Annotated in this window: 17 protein-coding genes and 1 pseudogene; 8 read left to right on the top strand and 10 right to left on the bottom strand. The window is 60.6% G+C overall.

The annotated features are described in order from the left end of the window. Together C6558_RS37760 and C6558_RS37755 are read left to right on the top strand one after the other, a co-directional pair. Positions 1 to 140: pseudogene (locus tag C6558_RS37760) on the top strand (isocitrate/isopropylmalate family dehydrogenase); the annotation flags it as partial. A gap of 407 nt (positions 141 to 547) precedes the next feature. Beyond that, positions 548 to 1,141 carry a histidine phosphatase family protein gene (locus C6558_RS37755; RefSeq protein WP_107028737.1) on the top strand — a complete coding sequence of 198 codons (594 nt, stop codon included), beginning with the start codon at positions 548 to 550 and terminating at the stop codon, positions 1,139 to 1,141. Between the two features lie 78 nt (positions 1,142 to 1,219). Here the strand turns inward: C6558_RS37755 and C6558_RS37750 are convergent, their stop codons facing one another. Next, positions 1,220 to 2,095, bottom strand: coding sequence for a LysR family transcriptional regulator (locus tag C6558_RS37750; protein WP_057210445.1), 876 nt, complete (start codon positions 2,093 to 2,095; stop codon positions 1,220 to 1,222). Between the two features lie 104 nt (positions 2,096 to 2,199). On the opposite strand from C6558_RS37750, the gene C6558_RS37745 reads away from it, so the two are divergent. After that, entirely contained in the window at positions 2,200 to 3,255 is a 1,056-nt protein-coding gene (locus tag C6558_RS37745) for an alkene reductase (RefSeq protein ID WP_107028736.1), read from the top strand. A gap of 234 nt (positions 3,256 to 3,489) precedes the next feature. Here C6558_RS37745 and C6558_RS37740 read toward each other — a convergent pair whose 3' ends face one another. Further along, entirely contained in the window at positions 3,490 to 3,948 is a 459-nt protein-coding gene (locus C6558_RS37740) for an SRPBCC family protein (protein WP_057210441.1), read from the bottom strand. 153 nt (positions 3,949 to 4,101) lie between these two features. On the opposite strand from C6558_RS37740, the gene C6558_RS37735 reads away from it, so the two are divergent. Further along, positions 4,102 to 5,160 (top strand): adenylate/guanylate cyclase domain-containing protein, encoded by a 1,059-nt coding sequence (locus C6558_RS37735; RefSeq protein ID WP_107028735.1) that lies wholly within the window; start codon positions 4,102 to 4,104, stop codon positions 5,158 to 5,160. A gap of 254 nt (positions 5,161 to 5,414) precedes the next feature. Here C6558_RS37735 and C6558_RS37730 read toward each other — a convergent pair whose 3' ends face one another. The 7 genes from C6558_RS37730 to C6558_RS37700 form a co-directional block, all read right to left on the bottom strand. Next, positions 5,415 to 6,119 (bottom strand): GntR family transcriptional regulator, encoded by a 705-nt coding sequence (locus C6558_RS37730; protein ID WP_057210455.1) that lies wholly within the window; start codon positions 6,117 to 6,119, stop codon positions 5,415 to 5,417. A 75-nt stretch (positions 6,120 to 6,194) separates the two neighbouring features. Next, positions 6,195 to 6,938, bottom strand: coding sequence for an aspartate/glutamate racemase family protein (locus tag C6558_RS37725; RefSeq protein ID WP_057210437.1), 744 nt, complete (start codon positions 6,936 to 6,938; stop codon positions 6,195 to 6,197). Between the two features lie 12 nt (positions 6,939 to 6,950). Then, a complete protein-coding gene (locus C6558_RS37720) occupies positions 6,951 to 7,673 on the bottom strand; it encodes an ABC transporter ATP-binding protein (RefSeq protein ID WP_057210435.1) in 723 nt (240 codons plus the stop codon). 3 nt (positions 7,674 to 7,676) lie between these two features. Continuing rightward, the gene (locus C6558_RS37715; RefSeq protein WP_107028733.1) at positions 7,677 to 8,456 is read right to left on the bottom strand and encodes an ABC transporter ATP-binding protein; all 780 of its coding nucleotides are present in this window, start codon (positions 8,454 to 8,456) and stop codon (positions 7,677 to 7,679) included. 4 nt (positions 8,457 to 8,460) lie between these two features. After that, positions 8,461 to 9,441 (bottom strand): branched-chain amino acid ABC transporter permease, encoded by a 981-nt coding sequence (locus C6558_RS37710; RefSeq protein WP_057210432.1) that lies wholly within the window; start codon positions 9,439 to 9,441, stop codon positions 8,461 to 8,463. 4 nt (positions 9,442 to 9,445) lie between these two features. Continuing rightward, positions 9,446 to 10,312, bottom strand: a complete 867-nt coding sequence (locus C6558_RS37705; RefSeq protein ID WP_057210430.1) for a branched-chain amino acid ABC transporter permease — start codon at positions 10,310 to 10,312, stop codon at positions 9,446 to 9,448. A gap of 69 nt (positions 10,313 to 10,381) precedes the next feature. After that, complete coding sequence (locus C6558_RS37700; protein ID WP_107028732.1) at positions 10,382 to 11,581, bottom strand: ABC transporter substrate-binding protein; 1,200 nt, start codon at positions 11,579 to 11,581, stop codon at positions 10,382 to 10,384. 533 nt (positions 11,582 to 12,114) lie between these two features. On the opposite strand from C6558_RS37700, the gene C6558_RS37690 reads away from it, so the two are divergent. The 3 genes from C6558_RS37690 to C6558_RS37680 are packed head-to-tail and all read left to right on the top strand — an operon-like array spanning position 12,115 to position 16,398. Beyond that, positions 12,115 to 13,533, top strand: coding sequence for an aldehyde dehydrogenase family protein (locus tag C6558_RS37690; protein WP_107028731.1), 1,419 nt, complete (start codon positions 12,115 to 12,117; stop codon positions 13,531 to 13,533). A 26-nt stretch (positions 13,534 to 13,559) separates the two neighbouring features. Beyond that, the gene (locus C6558_RS37685) at positions 13,560 to 14,780 is read left to right on the top strand and encodes a mandelate racemase/muconate lactonizing enzyme family protein (RefSeq protein ID WP_057210424.1); all 1,221 of its coding nucleotides are present in this window, start codon (positions 13,560 to 13,562) and stop codon (positions 14,778 to 14,780) included. Positions 14,781 to 14,787: 7 nt separating this feature from the next. After that, positions 14,788 to 16,398 carry a GMC family oxidoreductase gene (locus C6558_RS37680; protein ID WP_107028730.1) on the top strand — a complete coding sequence of 537 codons (1,611 nt, stop codon included), beginning with the start codon at positions 14,788 to 14,790 and terminating at the stop codon, positions 16,396 to 16,398. 73 nt (positions 16,399 to 16,471) lie between these two features. Here the strand turns inward: C6558_RS37680 and C6558_RS37675 are convergent, their stop codons facing one another. After that, entirely contained in the window at positions 16,472 to 17,473 is a 1,002-nt protein-coding gene (locus tag C6558_RS37675; protein WP_146160969.1) for a hypothetical protein, read from the bottom strand. A gap of 128 nt (positions 17,474 to 17,601) precedes the next feature. On the opposite strand from C6558_RS37675, the gene C6558_RS37670 reads away from it, so the two are divergent. Beyond that, positions 17,602 to 17,829, top strand: coding sequence for an amidohydrolase family protein (locus C6558_RS37670; RefSeq protein ID WP_107028728.1), 228 nt, complete (start codon positions 17,602 to 17,604; stop codon positions 17,827 to 17,829). Positions 17,830 to 17,841: the final 12 nt, after the last annotated feature.

The following is a 17,841-nucleotide window of genomic DNA, read 5'->3' as shown; positions in this document are numbered from 1 at the left end:
ACAACCTGGAAAAGGCGATCGCCACCGTGCTCGACAAGGGCATCCGCACCGGCGACATCATGGCCGAAGGCGCACGCCAGGTCGGAACCGTCGAAATGGGCGAAGCCATCCTCTCCGAGTTCAAGGCACTGTCTGCCTGATCTGCAAGAGCGCCCTTTGTCGGCGGCGCGACGCAATTCTTCAAAACACCTCCGGAGCAATCCGGAGGTGTTTTACGTTGTACTGTCTTGAATTTGGCGGCTGGTAGAACTCGTCATGCTCATAACGATCCATCATCACCAGCGGAGGCCGTATGGAGAAAACGAACGATGAAGCTCAAATCGGTCTCGACCCGAACGAGGCGGTCGTGCTTGTCGAACTTCTTTCGCAGCGACAATACGTTTTTCAAAAAGCGCGAATTGAAGTAGGAAATGCAACCAATCTACGCCAAACGTTGGGGCCGCCAATCTTCATCGATGTGACGCGCAAGTTAGCCGTGACAAGTGGCGGACCCTTCGGTCCAATAACGCACTTAATCCAACGCACGACTTCGTCTGGGGCAACATTGATGATTTACCTGCTTCGCCATGGCGAGACCATTTGGAACACCTTGGGTCGGTTCCAGGGCCAGAAAGATTCGCCCCTCACGGAGCGCGGCATCGAACAGGCGGATCGCGTCGCGAAACTCCTTCAGAAGGAAATATCGGAAAGTAGGCAATCATTCCAAATGCACGTCAGCCCCCTAGGCCGAACGCGGCAAACTGCAGATCGCGTGAATCAGGTGCTGCCACTGGTAACACACGAAGAAGCCCGTCTGATGGAGGTCTCGGTCGGTTATTGTGACGGAATGACTAGGTTCGAGATCGACAACGAGTTTCCGGGAATGCTGGATGGCTCCGACGCTTTTGACTGGTATTTCAAGTCTCCGGACGGAGAGAGCTTCGATGCTGCGTGCTCCCGGGCAAAGGACTGGATCGCGGATATACGTGGACCAACCGTAGCAGTTTCTCATGGGCTGTTTGGTAGATTGGTGCGCGGCGTGTATTCCGGTCTTTCGAAGCGCGAAATGTTGGAGTTGCCCGTTCCTCAAGACGGGTTCTACCGCCTTTGCGACGGTGAATTCAGAATCATAAGCGATCCCGTACCCAGCATGCTCGCCTAACGGGTTCATCCTTTGATCGCTGCGCGACCACAAGCCAATGCAGCCGGCAACCTCGGCCAACCGGTCGAGGGAATGGGCTCAGACATTCCGAAGTTTTTCCCCGACAAACTCGATGAATCTTTGGGTCTTGGCAGGTAACAGTCGCGTTTCTGTTACTACGTGAACCGATATGGGGGCTCCCTGCCATATGGGAAGGATACTTTTCAGCTTCCCTGCTTTGAGATCGTCAGCGACGATGCGTTCTGGAAGGAAGGCAATTCCCATTCCAAGGCCCGCCAGTTGCCGGATCATGGAAACGCTGTTCATACGAAAACGGCTCCCGATCTTCACCTCTTGGGTTTCATTTCCCGCATAGGACGTCCACGTCGGCATCGTTGGCATAGTAAGGCACTGATGTTTTCCGAGATCCAGGGGGTGGGATGGCGTACCGTTCGCCTCAAGGTATGCGGGCGAGGCATAGAACTGCGCGGAAATCCGGGCGATCACGCGGCTAATCAGGGTCGAGCCTTCAGGCATTCCCATCCGGATTGCGAGATCGAACGGCTCGCTAACGAGGTCCACATTGCGCGGCGTGAGATCGAAATCGAAGCTGATGCCCGGATACCTAACCGAAAACTCCGGCAACAGCGGAGCAATGTATGTGGTCGCGAAATCGACCGGAAGCGAAACCCTCAGGATACCGGATGGCTGTGCGACCATGTCTCCCAGCTCCTCGTAGGCGATCCGTGCTTCCTCTACGATCCGGCTGCATCTTTCATAGTATAGTTGTCCGGCTTCAGTTAGCTCGATCTTTCGGGTCGTCCTGTTCATGAGCCTCAGTCCAATTCCTTGTTCGAGGAGGCTGATGCGGCGCGAGAGCGTCGAGTTCGGCATTCCAAGCGCGTCGGCCGCCCGGCGGAAACTGCGCGTTTTTACCACCTCGACGAACAGCGCCATGTCGTTCAGATAGTCCAAGGAATTGCTCCACTGGCTGGATAATGATTTCCAATTAGTTGTGGTTATCCCACAGGTGATCAAGCCCATATTCCCCGAGAACCAATCCAACAAGGAATATGGATATGAACGATATCTTCAAACCCATCGCACTCGGCCGCTTCAACACCCCGAACCGCCTGGTCATGGCTCCCATGACACGGTCCAGAGCCAATGTGGATGGAACGCCGGGCGAGCTGGCCGCCGAATACTACGCTCAGCGTGCCAGCCTTGGCCTGATCGTCACCGAAGGCACGCAGCCGTCCGAGGATGGGCAAGGCTATCTGACGACACCTGGCATTTACACCAACGCACATGTCGCGGCGTGGAAACAGGTAACGGCCGCCGTCCACGAAAATGGTGGTCGCATCTTCTTCCAGCTCATGCATGCCGGGCGCATGTCGCATCCCGACAATACTCCGCATCATCGCCAGGGTGTTGCACCTTCCGCCATCGCACCGGGCACACCGATGTTCACTGCGAAGGGCATGCAGGATATTCCTGTGCCCCGCGCCCTGACGACAGAAGAGGTTCGTCAGGCCGTCCAGGATTTCCGTTTCGCTGCCCGCCGCGCGATAGAGGCCGGAGCGGACGGTGTCGAAATCCATGCCGCAAACGGCTATCTTGTCCAGCAGTTTCTTGCTGCAAGCGCCAACGTTCGGACGGACGAATACGGCGGCTCGAACGAGAATCGCGCCCGCTTCGCCATAGAGGTTGCCAAGGCGATCGCCGAGGAGATCGGTGCAGACCGCACTGCGATACGTCTCTCGCCGGGCATCACAATGTGGGGCATCGACGAGGGTGCGCAAGGACCCGACCTCTATCGTCATCTGGTGGCTGAACTCGACAAGCTCGGGCTGGTCTACCTCCACATCATGCACAGCGGCAATGAACAGCTCGTGGCCGATATCCGGACGCTGTGGCATCAAGCCCTGATCCTCAACCGGCCCGGACGCCCGCGTGATCAGATTGGCGCTGATATCGAGTCCGGTCTGGCCGAGATGGAAGCCTATGGTCAGATGGTCCTTGCAAACCCGGACTTCATCGATCGCCTCAGAGCTGACGCGCAAATGAACGAGGCGGATCGTGACACATTCTTTGGCGGGACGGGCATGGGATATACGGACTATCCGACGCTCTAAGGGGCAACACCGAGAGGAGGGCGCCCTTGATCAAGCGCATAAGTCGTTCAAATAACGCCCGGGACTCCCGCTCTCGAAGGCCCGGGCATAACCACCACCGGCGGACGGGTGGCATCAGCGCGCTCGGTCGCCATGACCTGGCGAACAGGGGCACGGAAATCCTCGTCGCTCAAACGTCGGGGCGTGCCCCATCAACAAAGCTTCGCGGGCCGCGATCGTAGCCGCGGAAAGCAGTCACTCGTTGCCGGTGCGGCCGTGCCAGGGATCCGGCCCCGGATCACGCCCGCCGGCAACCTCGGCCAACCGGTCGAGGTAATGGGCCCAGCCTTCCGCGTGACCGACGCACTGCTCGGCACTGGGCAGGCCCGTGTGGGTAAGGCGAAGCAGCGTTCCGTCCGGTGGTTGTTCGACGAGGTCGATCTCGACAAGGCTTGAGGCCGGCGGCACCACTTCGCTGTCTTCCCAGCCGAAGCTGTATACCAGGCGGTGCACCGGCACCACCTCGCGGAAGGAACCACGAGCGAAACGGGCCCCGGTGACATTGACGAGGTAGAGCCCGCCGCGCTGCGGCTCGATCTGCGCCTCCGTTCCCATCCAGCGCAGGATTTTCTCAGGATCGGTCAGTAGAGCGAACACCGCGGCGGGCGGAGCCGGGATGTGTGCTTCACGGCGGACGATGAGGGCCTCTTGCATCGGCTTCCCCTTTGGTTGCTATGATCTGCCCAGACTGCGGCGCAGAATTGACGGCTATCGGATCAGCTCCTTCCACGATGATATGCCCGCTGTGCAAACTGCGCTACCACTTGCACGGATGACAGGTTGGGGAACCTGACGGTATGATCGTGCATGGATCTGCCCACACACCTCGCCTGGCTGGTGGACGAGGCCAGCGCCTCGCCTGGCCCCGACCGGTTCTTGGCCGAACTCGGCGGCCGGCTGCTGGCTGACGGCTTTCCGTTGGTCGGCGGTACCCTGACACTGGCAGTGCCCCATCCGATTGTTACCCGCCGCACCTGGCTGTGGCGGGCCGAGACCGGTGCAGTGATCGAGGCACTGGGCTTTGCCGACAGCCCGCAAAGCCAGGCTGGTGGCGATTGGCTGAGTGCGCTTGGCCCGGTGCACGAGGACACGGTTGGTCCGGAGCCGGACGGACGATTGCTGGGTTGGGCCGGGGCGCGTCCGTTCGACGTTGCTGAGATCGACCGACTGCGGCAGACCGCGCGCTTCGCCACCGCGCCCTTGGCTGCCTTGGCCGAGCGGGCGGCCCTTGCAACGCTGCTCGAGGCCTATCTCGGCCGACGCAGTGCCGCCCGGGTGCAGGCAGGCGCGCTGCACCGCGGCACCGGAGAAACCATCCGCGCTGTGCTGCTTTGCGCCGATCTACGGAACTTCACCGCCCTTTCCGAGGTGACGGACCCTGCGGCAATGATCGCAGTCCTCGACGCCTGGTTCGACCGCGTTGCCGGTGCGATACACGCCTTCGGAGGCGAGGTGCTGAAGTTTGTCGGCGATGGCGTGCTGGCAATCTTCCCCGTTGCCAGTGCACCGGTCGACGCCTGCGAAGCGGCGCTGCGAGCAGTCGCCGCCGCCCGCGCAGGCATGGCCCACCTCGATGCCCTGCGACAGGCAGAGGGGCTGCCGCCGCTGCCCTTCGGCGCGGCACTGCATCTCGGAGAAATGCTGTGGGGCAATATCGGCACGGCCGACCGGCTGGACTTCACCGCAATCGGCCCCGCGGTAAATTTGGTTAGCCGACTCGAGGGCCTGTGCCGGCCGCTCGGCCGGTCGGTGCTGATCTCGGGCGCGGTCGCCGCCGAGACCATCACGCCGCTGGTGTCGCTGGGCGAGCACGTGCTGCGCGGCATCGCGGCGCCTTGCGCCGTGTTTACGTTGCCGGATACCTGAGCGGTTCGGCGGAATCGCCTCGGCGGACCCAACGCCAATGCGAGTCAAGGTCGGGCGCTTTCGCTACAGCGACCTTTGTGCGTCTGACAAGACGCGCGGCGCCGTATGAGACCGGTGATCGGGCAGTGCGTCGCCACAGGAACCGTCACACCGGCCTTTCCGCAAGGCGGAAGCGACCCGTCCATGAAGCAAAGACTTCTTCCGTTCGTCGCCTTGATGTTTTTGCCAGCCCAGTGGCCGTTCCCAGCGGCAAATCAGCGTAGCATTTCTGCGAGGCTCTTCGGATTGCCCGCCGGCCGAGCGAGCTCCAGGCCCGACAGGAGGTCAAGCAGATGTTCCTTCATCAGGTCGGCAGCCTTAGCGGATTCGCCTGCCTCAATGGCGTCGACGAGCGCATGATGCGCGTGGCTTTCGCAGGTTGTGTCGCGCCGCTTCCAGTAAAGGGCAATAATCAGCGAGGAGTGCGAAACGAGATCACGGACGAAGTCGGTCAGAACGCAATGGCCGGCGATTTCCGCGATACCCACATGAAATCGCGCCGATAACATGATCGCGTCGCTGTCGCGGCCGGCATGCAGCGCCTCATGCTCCTTGTCGAGATGGCGGCGCAGCAGCAATATGTCCTCCGGTTTAGCCACTTCCGCGGCAAGTGCGGCGACTTTGGGTTCGATCAACGCGCGCGCTTCGAAGACCTCGCGCGCTTCTCGGGTCGACGGCTGAGCAACAAAGGCACCGCGATTAGGTTCGAGTCGGACGAGGCGGTCGTGGGCCAGCGCCTGAAGGGCGGCCCGGATCACCGTGCGGCTGACCGAGTAGATCGATGCAAGCTCGTCTTCCGGCAGCTTCGTGCCCGGGGCGAGCCGATGTGCGACGATTGCGTCCCGGAGGCCGTAATAGATCGGCGACCAACGCGTGGCTGGCATCCGATTTTGGATTTCCGGATCGAGGATCGGCGACATAATCATCGTTTCTGGTGGGCTGTTCTTTTGTCTCGCTCGCCGACGAACAACGTCCTTGGGCATCCCGATGCATCCTTATTGAAGCTTGCTCAACCCCGGCGACAATGGCGCGTAGTGACCGGCAAATTGCTTGACGAGTGGCGTGGCATAACCGCCGACCTTCGAGGTTCTCAGACCCAAAGCGCAGATGGCTTCGGCAAGCTTGACCGCGCAGGCCACACCGTCAAGCACCGGCACCCCGTACTCGCTCGAAAGCTGGTCGGCCAAATCGGCCATCCCGGCACAACCGAGTACGATCGCTTCTGCTTTGTCTTCGGCGATCGCACGGGCAATTTCAACCGAGATCTTTTGGCGGGCTTCAGAACCCGGCTCTTCTAGATCGAGTACGGCAACATCCGACGCCCTCACCTTGGCGCAGCGCGAGGACAGGCCGTATTTCGATAGATTATGCTCGATCGCCGGTACTGATCGCGCGAGCGTCGTGACGACGCTGAACTTACCGGCAATCAACGTTGCAACGTGAAACGCCGCTTCGCCTATTCCAATCACGGGTGCGCTTGTAGCGCAGCGCGCAGCATCGAGACCGGTATCGTCAAAACATGCGATCACATAGGCGTCCATATCGCCTGCCTTGAACATTTCGGCGAGAATGCCAGGCACCACGAAGGCCTCATCGAAATAGCCCTCGATGCTTGGTGGGCCGTCTTTGGGATTGACCGCGATGATCCTGGTTCTGGCCGACGCCGCGATCTTTGCTGCCTTGCCGATCTTGCCGGTCATCGAGGTCGTCGTGTTGGGATTTATGACAAGGATGCGCATGTCCGGTCCTACCTACACTTCGCCGCCGAGATAGAGATGCCTGACGCGGTCGTCATTCAGCAACTCGACCGAATTTCCGCTGAGCGCCACCTTGCCGATCGTCAACGCGTAGGCGCGCTGGGAGATCCGCAGCGCCATGCGCGAGTTCTGCTCGACAAGCAGCACGCTGACCTTTTCGTCGCGATTGATCGCCACGATCGACCGCGCGATGTCCTGGACCAACTTCGGCGCGACGCCAAGCGACGGTTCGTCGAGCAGCAGCAAACGTGGGCGCGCCATCAGCGCTCGGCCGATCACCAGCATCTGCTGCTCGCCACCGCTCATCGTCCCCGCCTGCTGCGAGTAGCGCTCCTTGAGCCGCGGGAAGCGCGTCAACACCATCTCCATACTTTGCTGTATCTCGGCCTTGTCGGAGCGCGTGAAGGCACCCATTAGAAGATTGTCGCGCACCGTCATGAAAGGGAAGACACGACGCGCTTCCGGCACCATGGAGATGCCCATGCGGACAATCTCATCCGGCGCGATGCCGTCAATGCGGTTGCCGCGATAGCGGATCTCACCCTTACGGATCTTTCTGAGGCCGGTGATAGCACGCAGAATCGACGACTTGCCCGCCCCGTTGGCGCCGATCAGCGCGACGGTCTCGCCTTCCTTAACTTCGATCGACACGCCTTTCAGGGCATAGACGTGGTCGTAATAGAGTTCGACGTCATCGAATTTGAGAAGTGGTTCCATCGCCTACAATCCGATCGATTCGTCTTCGGCACCGAGATAGGCTTCGATGACCTTAGGGTTCTGCTGGATTTCCGCCGGGGTACCCTCGGCGATCTTCTGGCCGAAGTTGAGTACGACGATGCGGTCGGAAATGTTCATGACGGCCGGCATATCGTGTTCAACCAGGAGCACGGTAATGCCGCGTTCGCGCAGCTTGCGCACGATTTCGACCGCGCGCTTGGTCTCGTCGTGGTTCATCCCCGCGAAGGGCTCATCGAGCAGGACGACGGTCGGATCGGTGGCAAGCGCGATGGCGATGCCGAGCGCCCGCAGGTGCCCGTGGGGCAGGTTGCTGGCGATCTCGGCCTCCATCGCTCCCAGTCCAAGGAAGGCGAGGATCTCGTCGGCGGATCTGCCGAAGGCGTCCAGATCGCTGCGCGCCGATGCACTGCCGAAGTAGAAGCCGATGAGGCTGGCGCGGGACCGCAGATGGTGAGCCGTAACGACGTTGTCGCGCACGGTCATGTCTTTGAAGATTGTGGTCTCCTGGAATGTCCGCACCACACCTTTTCGAGCGGTGATGTGCGGCGACAGCCCGGAGATCCGCTCGCCCTTGAACCTCACCTCGCCTTCGGTCGGCCGCAGGAAGGAGGCGATCAGCTTGAACAGCGTCGACTTGCCGGCGCCGTTCGGCCCGATGACCGAAAGGATCTCGCGCTCGCGCACCGAAAAGGAGACGTCGTTAACCGCGACGAGTCCGCCGAAACGTTTGGTAAGGCCGCTGACTTCGAGAATGTCGGTCATGGTGCTAGCCGCTCCTCTTGCCGGGCAGGGCTAGGCTCAGTAGACCGTTGGGCAGGATCAGCATCAGCGCGATCAGCACTGTCGAGAAGATCAGGAGCTGGAATTCGCCCGCCTGGAACAGCACGTCCCAACCGAAATAGAGGACAAAGGTTCCAAGCATCGGTCCGAGCACATAGCCAAGCCCGCCGAGGAAGCAATTGAGCATGAAATTGACCGAGTCGGCGACCGTGAAGCTCGACGGATAGATCGACTGGGAGATCGATGCGAACATCGCCCCACCGACGCCGCCGAGGAAAGACGAGAGCGCATATGCGACTACGCGGAGGTAGGCGATATTGACGCCGATCGACGAGGCAAGCTCCTCGTTCTGCTGCAGCGATTGGCAGAGCTGTCCGATGCGCGAATGGGCGAGCCGATAGAGACCGAGGAAGCAAAGCGCCATCAACAATACAGCGACGATGTAGAAGGCAAGTCGGGGATTGGCGAGGCTCGAGAAATCCGGGACGAGGGTGATGCCGAAAAGGCTGATGCTGGTCGGTAGGGGGATGCTGACGATGCCTTTGGCGCCGTTGGTGATCGGCATAGCAAGCGCAAGCAGGCGCGCGACTTCCGTCAACACCAGCGACACCATGGCAAAATAGACGCCACGCAGGCGCAGAATAGGCAGGCCTATGAGAACACTTGCAACGGCACAGAACAGGCCCGCCAGAGGCAGGGTCAGCCAGAACGACACGCCGTAATTCGTCACCAGGACGGCGGAGACATAGCCGCCCATCAACGCGTAGGCGCCTTGGCCGATATTGATGCGGCCGATATAGAAGGTGATCCACACGCCCGCGCTGATGATGCTGAGAAGGGCGACCGAGGTCAGCGTGTAATAGAGGTCGCTCCGGCCGGTGGCGCTGATCAGCAGCGGAACAGCCACAAGCAGCGACAACAAGAACAGGGTGGCGGCGACGATCCTGACGGTCGACGATTTGCGCATGGCATCAGCCCCACGGTTTGCCCATCAGCCCGTTCGGGCGGATGCTCAGGAAGACCATGAGCAGCGCGAAGATGACGAGATAGGTGACGTCGCCATATTCGCGCAGCACGGTTAGACCGACCGATTCCATCATCCCGAGGATGAAACCACCGGCAATTGCGCCGCCAACTACGCCGGCGCCGCCGATCATCACCATCAGAAACGCCTTGATCGAAATCGGTCCGCCGATGCCGGAATTGACACCGGTGATACTGACGAGCAAGCCGCCGACGACACCGGCGAGCATTGCCCCGAGCGCGAAGCCGATCATGGAATAGCGCTCGACCTTGACACCCATCAGCTGCGCGGCAATGCGGTCTTGTGCCAGCGCCCGCATGGCGCGGCCCGGTTTGCTGTATTGCATGTAGAGCATGAAGGCGGCGATCATCAGTATCGCGATCAGGCCGACGACGATGCGATCGTACGGCAAGATCACACTGTCTGAGATGAAAACGCCGCTGACGATTTTCGGCACGCCGCGCTGTTTCTCGCCGAACAGCAGCAATATGAGGGCATCGAGGAAAAATGCGATGGCAGCGGCGAGCAGCATCGTGCTTTCCTCGCGCTTGCTGCGTCGGATCACCGGCCGGAAAAGGAATTTCTCCATCAGCGCGCCGACGATCGCCAGCGATACCCCAGAACAGATCAGCGCAAGCACGAAGGGCAGCTTGAGCTGACCGTAGATCGAGTACGTCACGAAGCCGCCCAGCACGTACATCTGCCCATGCGCGAAGTTGAGAACGTTCATGAGCGCGAAGATCAGTGTCAGCCCGAGCGCGATCAGCGCATATTGGGCACCCAGATACAGTCCGTTGGCAATGACCTGTTCCATGGCGGAAAATCCGATCGCCGGAGAGGTTCGGGATCGGTCCCGAACCTCGATTGACTTAATCAGGCAACGTCAGTCCACTTCGCCGACGAACAACGTCTCGAACTTGCCGTCCTTGAACTCGGTCACCACCATCGGCACGGAGACCTGGCGCCTCTGGCCGAAGGAGGTCATGCCGACATATTTCAGCATGCTGTCCTTGGCGTAGGGATTGGGTGCGGAGAAGCTCTCGATGGTCTTCTTGAACTCCTCCACGTCGTCTATCGCCTTGGGGTTCGCCTTGAGCGTTTCGATGATGTATTCGAGCGCGTAGACTTTGGTGTTGGACTCATCGTTGTATTCGCCGAACTTCTTGGTGTAGCGTTCGATGAACTCTTCCATCAGTGGCGTACGGATCTCCGGCGTCGAAGCACCGCCGACTGAGATGAAGCCGTTGGCGAGTTCGCCAGCGCCTTCCTGCAGCACGGTCGCGTCCTGCGCCGTTTCTGCCGAGATCAGTCCCTCATAGCCGAGTTCGCGTGCCGCGCGGATCAACAGCGGCGCGTTGGCTGGGGCCACACCGGACAGGACGAGCAGATCCGGTTTCAGCTGGAAGATCGGCGTCAGCACCGGTGTGAAGTCGCGTGTGTCGTTCTGGTAGGTGTCGGTCTCGGCGACCACGTCCAGCCCGAGTTCCTTGGCGGCAGCGACGCCGCTGTCACGCTGGCTGATCGGGTCGGATTCGTTGGCGGCGATGAAAGCCACCTTCTTCACGCTCTTGTTTTCCTTCAGATATTTGTAGATTGCCGGTCCGGACTGATAATTGGCGACCATGCCGAGGACCGCATTTGATGCCGGTGCGACATAAAGCGATTTCGGGAAGGCGTAGGGGAAATAGATGATCCCCTTGGATTCCGCCACAGGACGAACGGCCGCCGCGCCGTCATCGACATTGGGTCCGACGACATAATGGATGCCCTCCTGGGCCATCTTCTCCATGCCGGCGATGGCCCGCTTAGGATCCTTCTGGTCGTCGAAGGTCACAATAGTGATGTTGTAGGTATCGTCGCCGATCTTCACGCCGCCGGCCTCGTTGAGCCAATCTGCGCGCGTCTGCATCGAGCGGACGTTTGACGTACCCCAGGCCGCGGCGGGACCGCTGGTCACGCCGACGAAGCCAATCTTGAGTTCCTTGTTCTCCGCTTGCGCGGGAAAGGTGCTTGCGACTGCAATTGCCAGGATCGAAACGGCGCTGAGCGCCAACGATTTCAATGTCGAGCGTCTGTTGATCATCTCACTCCCCATTTTTGGCATCCGGCGCCAGATGGCGTGACGGGCTATAATAAGGAAGCGCTAAAATAGAATATTGTCAACATCAGAGACAAATATTGTATACGATATGAGCCTCAGGGAGGCGGATCCTCTTTGGGCGCTTTCTCGATCGCCCGCCGAGAATCGACGCCACCGAAAAAACAGCGTTGTTGGTGGGGGAGCGGCAAGCCGCTGGCGGTGAGAGAGTTCCAGATCAATGACGGCTGCTGCTTCGTGATCAGCGAACTTCTGGCCTACGGCGAGGCCAGGAAGTGGTTCAGAATACTGTCTTGTCAAGGCGAGCCTTCAGGCTGAACCTGCAAACAATCTCTGCGGGCCGAGCGCGATTCGCTTCATCTCTGATGCCTCGGTGAGCGAGATCGTCGAACGGGGCGGGGCGGCGAAGGTGCTCCTTGACCCGAGCCACCACTACACAAGAACATTGCTCGATGCGGCTCCCGGCCGGAACACGTTCTGAAGCCTGTCCTATGGTGGAAACATAAAAGGATATCGTCTTGACCGACTATCGCAACTTTGTCGCCGGCGCGTTTCAGCCCGCGTCGGACCTGGTCCCGGTGCTCGATCCCTCAAACGGAGAGGTCATTGCGAGGGTGCCCGCGGCGAGCGCGCCGGAGGCAATCGCAGCGGTCGAAAACGCAGCCGTAGCGCAGAAGGCGTGGAAAGCCTTGCCGGCGATCGCCCGCGGGGATGCCTTGCGCCGTTTCGCGGCGGCAATCGAGGCGCGCGCCGGCCAGATCGGCGCGGCGCTCGCTCTGGAGTCCGGCAAGAGCCTTGCCGATGCCACGGCAGAAGCGATCTATGGCGTCGAGCTGATGCGCTATCATGCGGAGTGGGCGCGCCGGATCGAGGGGGAAGTGATCCAGAGCGACAATCCGGGCGAGACCTTGCTTCTGAAGCGCGAGCCGATCGGGGTCGTTGCCTGCCTCATCCCGTTCAATTTTCCGGTCTATACGCTGGTACGCAAGGTTGCGCCCGCTTTGATCGCCGGCAACGCCGTTGTGGTGCGGCCGAGCAACTCGACGCCTGCCTCCGCTTTCGAGATCGCCGAGGCGGCGCTCGACGCGGACCTTCCGGCCGGGCTGGTCAACATCTTGACCATGTCGCATGACGTCGCCGCGACACTTTGCACCCACCCGTCGGTCGGCATGATAACGCTCACCGGTAGCCTGCAGGCCGGGCGCGTCGTTCTCGAATATTGCAAGGCGAATATCGCCAAGCCATCGCTGGAGCTCGGCGGCAAGACACCTGTCATTGTCGAACCCGATGCGGATATCGATGCGGTTGCCGCTCAGCTGGTTGCCGCCAAGACCAATCATTGCGGGCAGGTCTGCACGGCGCCGGAACGTGTCTATGTGCACAATTCCATTCACGACGCGCTGCTCGATCGGCTTCGCGCCGGCTTTACGGCAAGGGCGTTCGGCGACCGCGCCAGCGATGCGACGCGCATGGGACCACTCGAAACGAAATCGGCGCAGGCCAATGTTCACGCGATGGTTCGCCATGCGGTGGAGCAGGGGGCGCGCATCGAGGCTGGCGGCGTACTGCCGGAAGGCGTGGGCAACTACTACCCGCCAACCCTGCTTTCCAACTGCCGGCAGGAGATGGGCGTCGTCGCCGAAGAGGTGTTCGGCCCAGTTCTCGCCGTGCTTTCCTATGAGAGCGCCGAGGAAGCCCTGGCGCTTGCCAACGATCACCAGTTCGGCCTGAGTGCGGTTCTCTTCACCAATAACTACAGCACGGTCATGCGCTTTGCCGACGCCATCGAGGCCGGCGAACTCTATGTGAACCGCTTCCCGGCGGATCCCTATCAGGGGTTCCATGCAGGCTGGAAGCGCTCGGGCCTCGGAGGCGATGACGGCAAGCACGGCATGCTCGAATTCACACAAACTCGTCTCGTGGTGCTGAAGCACTGATCGGATTCGTCAGAAGGAACTTCAACATGCAGATCGCTTCGCTCGCCGTTCATGTCGTTGCCGTCCCGCCGCCCCATATCGGCGGCATGTACTGGATCTTCGTCAGGCTCACCACGAAGTGCGGCATCGAAGGGGTCGGGGAAATCTACGCGACCGCCTTCCATCCGAACGCGTTGGTGCCGCTGATCGAGGATGTGTTCGAGCGCCATCTCCTCGGCCACGATCCGCACGATATCGAGCGCTTCTGGCGTTCGGCCTATTCGAGCGGCTTCACGCAGCGCCCGGACCCGACGATCATGGGCGTCGTCTCCGGTCTCGAAGTCGCCTGCTGGGACATCATCGGCAAGGCTGCCGGCCGGCCGGTGCACAAGCTGCTGGGCGGCCTCGTGCACGAAAAGCTGCGTGCCTACACCTATCTCTACCCTAAGAATGCAGCCGGCGAATATGATTACAACGATCCAGAGCTTGCCGCCGACTTCGCGGCGGAAATGGTCGACACGAAGGGGTTCACCGCCGTCAAGTTCGATCCGGCCGGCCCCTACACCGCCTATTCCGGCCACCAGCTTTCGCTTGGCGTCATGGAGCGGTGCGAAGAGTTCTGCGCCAAGGTCCGTGCCGCGGTCGGCGGGCGAGCCGACCTGCTCTTCGGCACACATGGCCAGATGGTGCCGTCCTCGGCCATTCGCCTTGCGCGACGGCTCGAAAAATACGATCCGCTCTGGTTCGAGGAGCCGGTGCCGCCCGGTCAGGAGGCAGCGATGGCATCTGTTGCCAAGGCAACCTCTATCCCCATTGCCACGGGCGAGCGGCTGACGACCAAATACGAGTTCCAGCGCGTGCTTGAAACGGGCGCAGCCTCGATCCTGCAGATGAACGTCGCGCGGTGCGGCGGCTTGCTGGAGGCAAAGAAGATCGCCGGCATGGCCGAGGCGCATTATGCGCAGATCGCGCCGCACCTCTACAACGGACCGATCGGGGCGGCGGCCAGCATCCAGCTCGCTGCGGCGACCCCCAATTTCCTGATCCACGAGGCGATCATCGACTTCTCAGGCTTCTACGCCGACGTCCTCAAGACGCCGTTGCAGTTCGACGATGGCTATCTCATCCCGTCCTGCGAACCGGGGCTCGGCGTGGAGCTCAATCTCGAGGTGGTTGAAAAGCACTCGCCCTACGAAGGAAAGCGTCTGCACCTGCAGATGGACGACAAGCCCGCCGACATCAAGGCATTTGCCCCGGCGCGCGGTTGAGGAACACATGACCACTTACGACTACATCATTGTCGGGGCGGGATCCGCCGGCTGTATCGTTGCGGCGCGCCTGAGCGAGGCAGGCAAACACAGCGTGCTGCTGCTCGAGGCGGGCGGCAACGACAGTTCACCGTGGTTTCGCATCCCCGTCGGCTATGTGCGGTCCTACTATGACCCGAACGTCAACTGGATGTACTGGACCGAGCCGGAAGCCGCACTGAACAACCGCCGCATCTATGCGCCGCGCGGCAAGGTACAAGGTGGCTCGGGTTCGATAAACGCCATGATCTTCGTGCGGGGCGCGGCGGCGGATTTCGACGACTGGGCTAAAGCCGGCAATCCCGGCTGGGGCCATGAGGACGTGCTGCCCTATTTCAAGAAGCTTGAAACCCATGCGCATGGCCAGTCCGAATTTCATGGCGGGGACGGACCCATCCACGTCACGCCGATGCGCGACCAGACCCATCCGATTACCGCGCGGTTCCTTTCCGCCTGTGCCGAACTGCAACTGCCGCTCAATACCGACTTCAATGGCGGGTCGATCGAGGGCGCAGGGATTTACGATATCAATACGCGAAATGGCGTGCGCTCGTCCTCGTCGTTCGCCTATCTGCGGCCGGCTCTCAATCGCCCCAACCTCTCCATCCTGCGCAAGTGCCATGCCAGAAGGGTCGTCATCGAGCAGGGAAGGGCGACCGGCGTGGAGGTTGCCACACCCGATGGGATGGTAACCTATTCCGCCCGGAACGAGGTGATCCTATGTGCCGGTGCGGTCGATACGCCGAAACTCTTGCAGCTCTCCGGTATCGGCGATGGCCGAGAGCTGCAAACGTTCGGTATCCCCGTCGTCCGACATTTGCCGGCGGTTGGGAGAAACCTTCAGGATCATCTTTGTGCGAGCTTCTACTACCGCTCGAGGGTTCCGACGCTGAACGACGAGCTGGGGAACCTGTTCGGTCAGGCGCGGCAGGCGCTGCGCTACGTGCTGACAAGACGCGGTCCCTTGGCTCTCAGCGTCAACCAGGCCGGAGGCTTCCTGCGCGGTGAGCCGGGCGAGGAGAGGCCGAATATCCAGCTCTATTTCAACCCGCTTTCCTATCGCATTCCGTCCGACCCGCGCGCCGGTCTGAAGCCGGAGCCCTATTCCGGTTTCCTGTTGGCGTTCAATGCATGCAGGCCCACAAGCCGAGGCAGTGTCAGGGTCGCGTCGCCCGATGTCACCGTTGCACCGCGCATCAACCCCAACTACCTGACGACTGCCCATGACGAGGCGGAGGCGCTTCAGGCAAGTCGGCTTGCGCGCAAAATCATGAGCGCACCGGCACTGCAATCGATTACTGCAAGCGAAATGCCTCCTTCTGCAGAAGCTTCCACCGACGCCGAGCTCCTGGACTATTTTCGGGAGCATAGCGGTTCAATTTATCACCTGTGCGGCACCGCAGCGATGGGCCCGGATGCTTCAACCGCAGTCGTCGATGCATCGCTAAAGGTGCATGGGTTGCATGGCTTGCGAATAGTTGACGCTTCGATCTTCCCCAACATCACGGCCGGAAACATCAATGCCCCGACGATGATGGTCGCCGAAAAAGCCGCGACTATGATCATCAACGGAAGCTAGCCCGGCAATCTCGTTATTCTCTCGACGCTCTGAAGCGACTGAGCAACACGACGCCATCGAATGACTGGGGCCACTACTTGACAGTCACCTCGAACGCGGCGGTAACCGGCGGCGTTTCTGGGCGCGAGCGGTCGCGGAAGATGTATGCCACGACGTAGTCTCCTGGGTCGTGCAGGGCGATGCCGGCAGTGGCGAAATTGGTAAAATGCTTGGCGGAAACCGGAAATGGTGGGGGAGATTCGGCCTTGAACACGTGCGCGTTGGGGAATGTCTTGAGAACCTTGCCCGCACGGTCTCGCACCTCGATATCGAGCCCGATCTCGTAGCTTGACATTGGCGTGCCGACGTTGATCCGCCCGACATTCTCTAAATAGGCATAGATGAAGATCTCTTCGCCCGGCTTAAAGACGTTTGTCTGGCGCTCGACAAAATCTCCCCGTTTGGATGCCGCCTTATCGGCCAATATGTGCCTGGCGAGCTTCATGGGCGGCAACATCGCCTGCATCGCGACGGTCGTAGCGTCGACGCTGACCGGCGCGGCCCGCTTGCCGTCCGGTGCGGCCGGAGTGAGGAAATACGATTGTACCATCGCGTAGCAATGAGCTGCGGCCTGCGGGTGGTCGATCAACAGGATCACGCCTCCCTGCATGCCTCGGACCGCGCCTTCCGACCCTTGCTCGACGAGCGCACACATCGGCCATTCGGCGACTACCTGCGATCCCTTGGAATTCGTATCGTTCCGCAACTGCTCCTTGAACGTGGCCAGTGATTGCCGGAGTTCGGTGGAATCCTTGGCCACTTTCTCATTCACCAGGTAGATCGGCTTTTGGGCGTTTGCCTTGGCTACGTCCTGCTGTGCTTGGCTGACGACCTGTTTGTCTCCAGCAAAATTGTAAGTATGCACCAGCTTCCCATGACCCTTGATGGCATCGATCGCGGCCTGCCAGGCGACGGTGTCGAAGCCACCTCCATAGGTTTGATCCAGAACGAAATAGGCTGGAATTTTCCCGTCTTCGGCCACGGCTGAAGAAATCAAGTGGCCGGATAGCGCTAGTGTAGAGAGCAATACCTTCATCGGGGGCCTCATCAAAGATACCCAAGTGATAACCGACAGAGAAACCTATGGTAGAACCTGGCGGCCGATGTGGCAACCACCGATCACGGGCAAAGTGAAAACCCGCTGGCGATTGGAACGAACCATGCTTGCTCGACCGGCATGAGGCGCTGAGGCTCTATACCAACAATGCCGCTTGGATTGCCTTTCACGAAAACGAGCGAGGCGGCTTGTCGGCGGGAAAAATGGCTAACATCGCCGTCCTGGATAGGCCGTATCTGACAATGCCGGCATCCGACATCCATAGGCTGCGCTCGGTGCTGACGCTGCTTGGTGGCAGGGTCGTTCACGACGAACTCGGTAGCGGCCAAGACTAGCTGGGGACGAAA

Source organism: Ensifer sp. NM-2 (genome assembly GCF_003024455.1).
Lineage (GTDB): Bacteria > Pseudomonadota > Alphaproteobacteria > Rhizobiales > Rhizobiaceae > Ensifer > Ensifer canadensis.
Note: the sequence above shows the minus strand (reverse complement) of the source record. Positions and strands in the feature narration are given on the sequence as shown.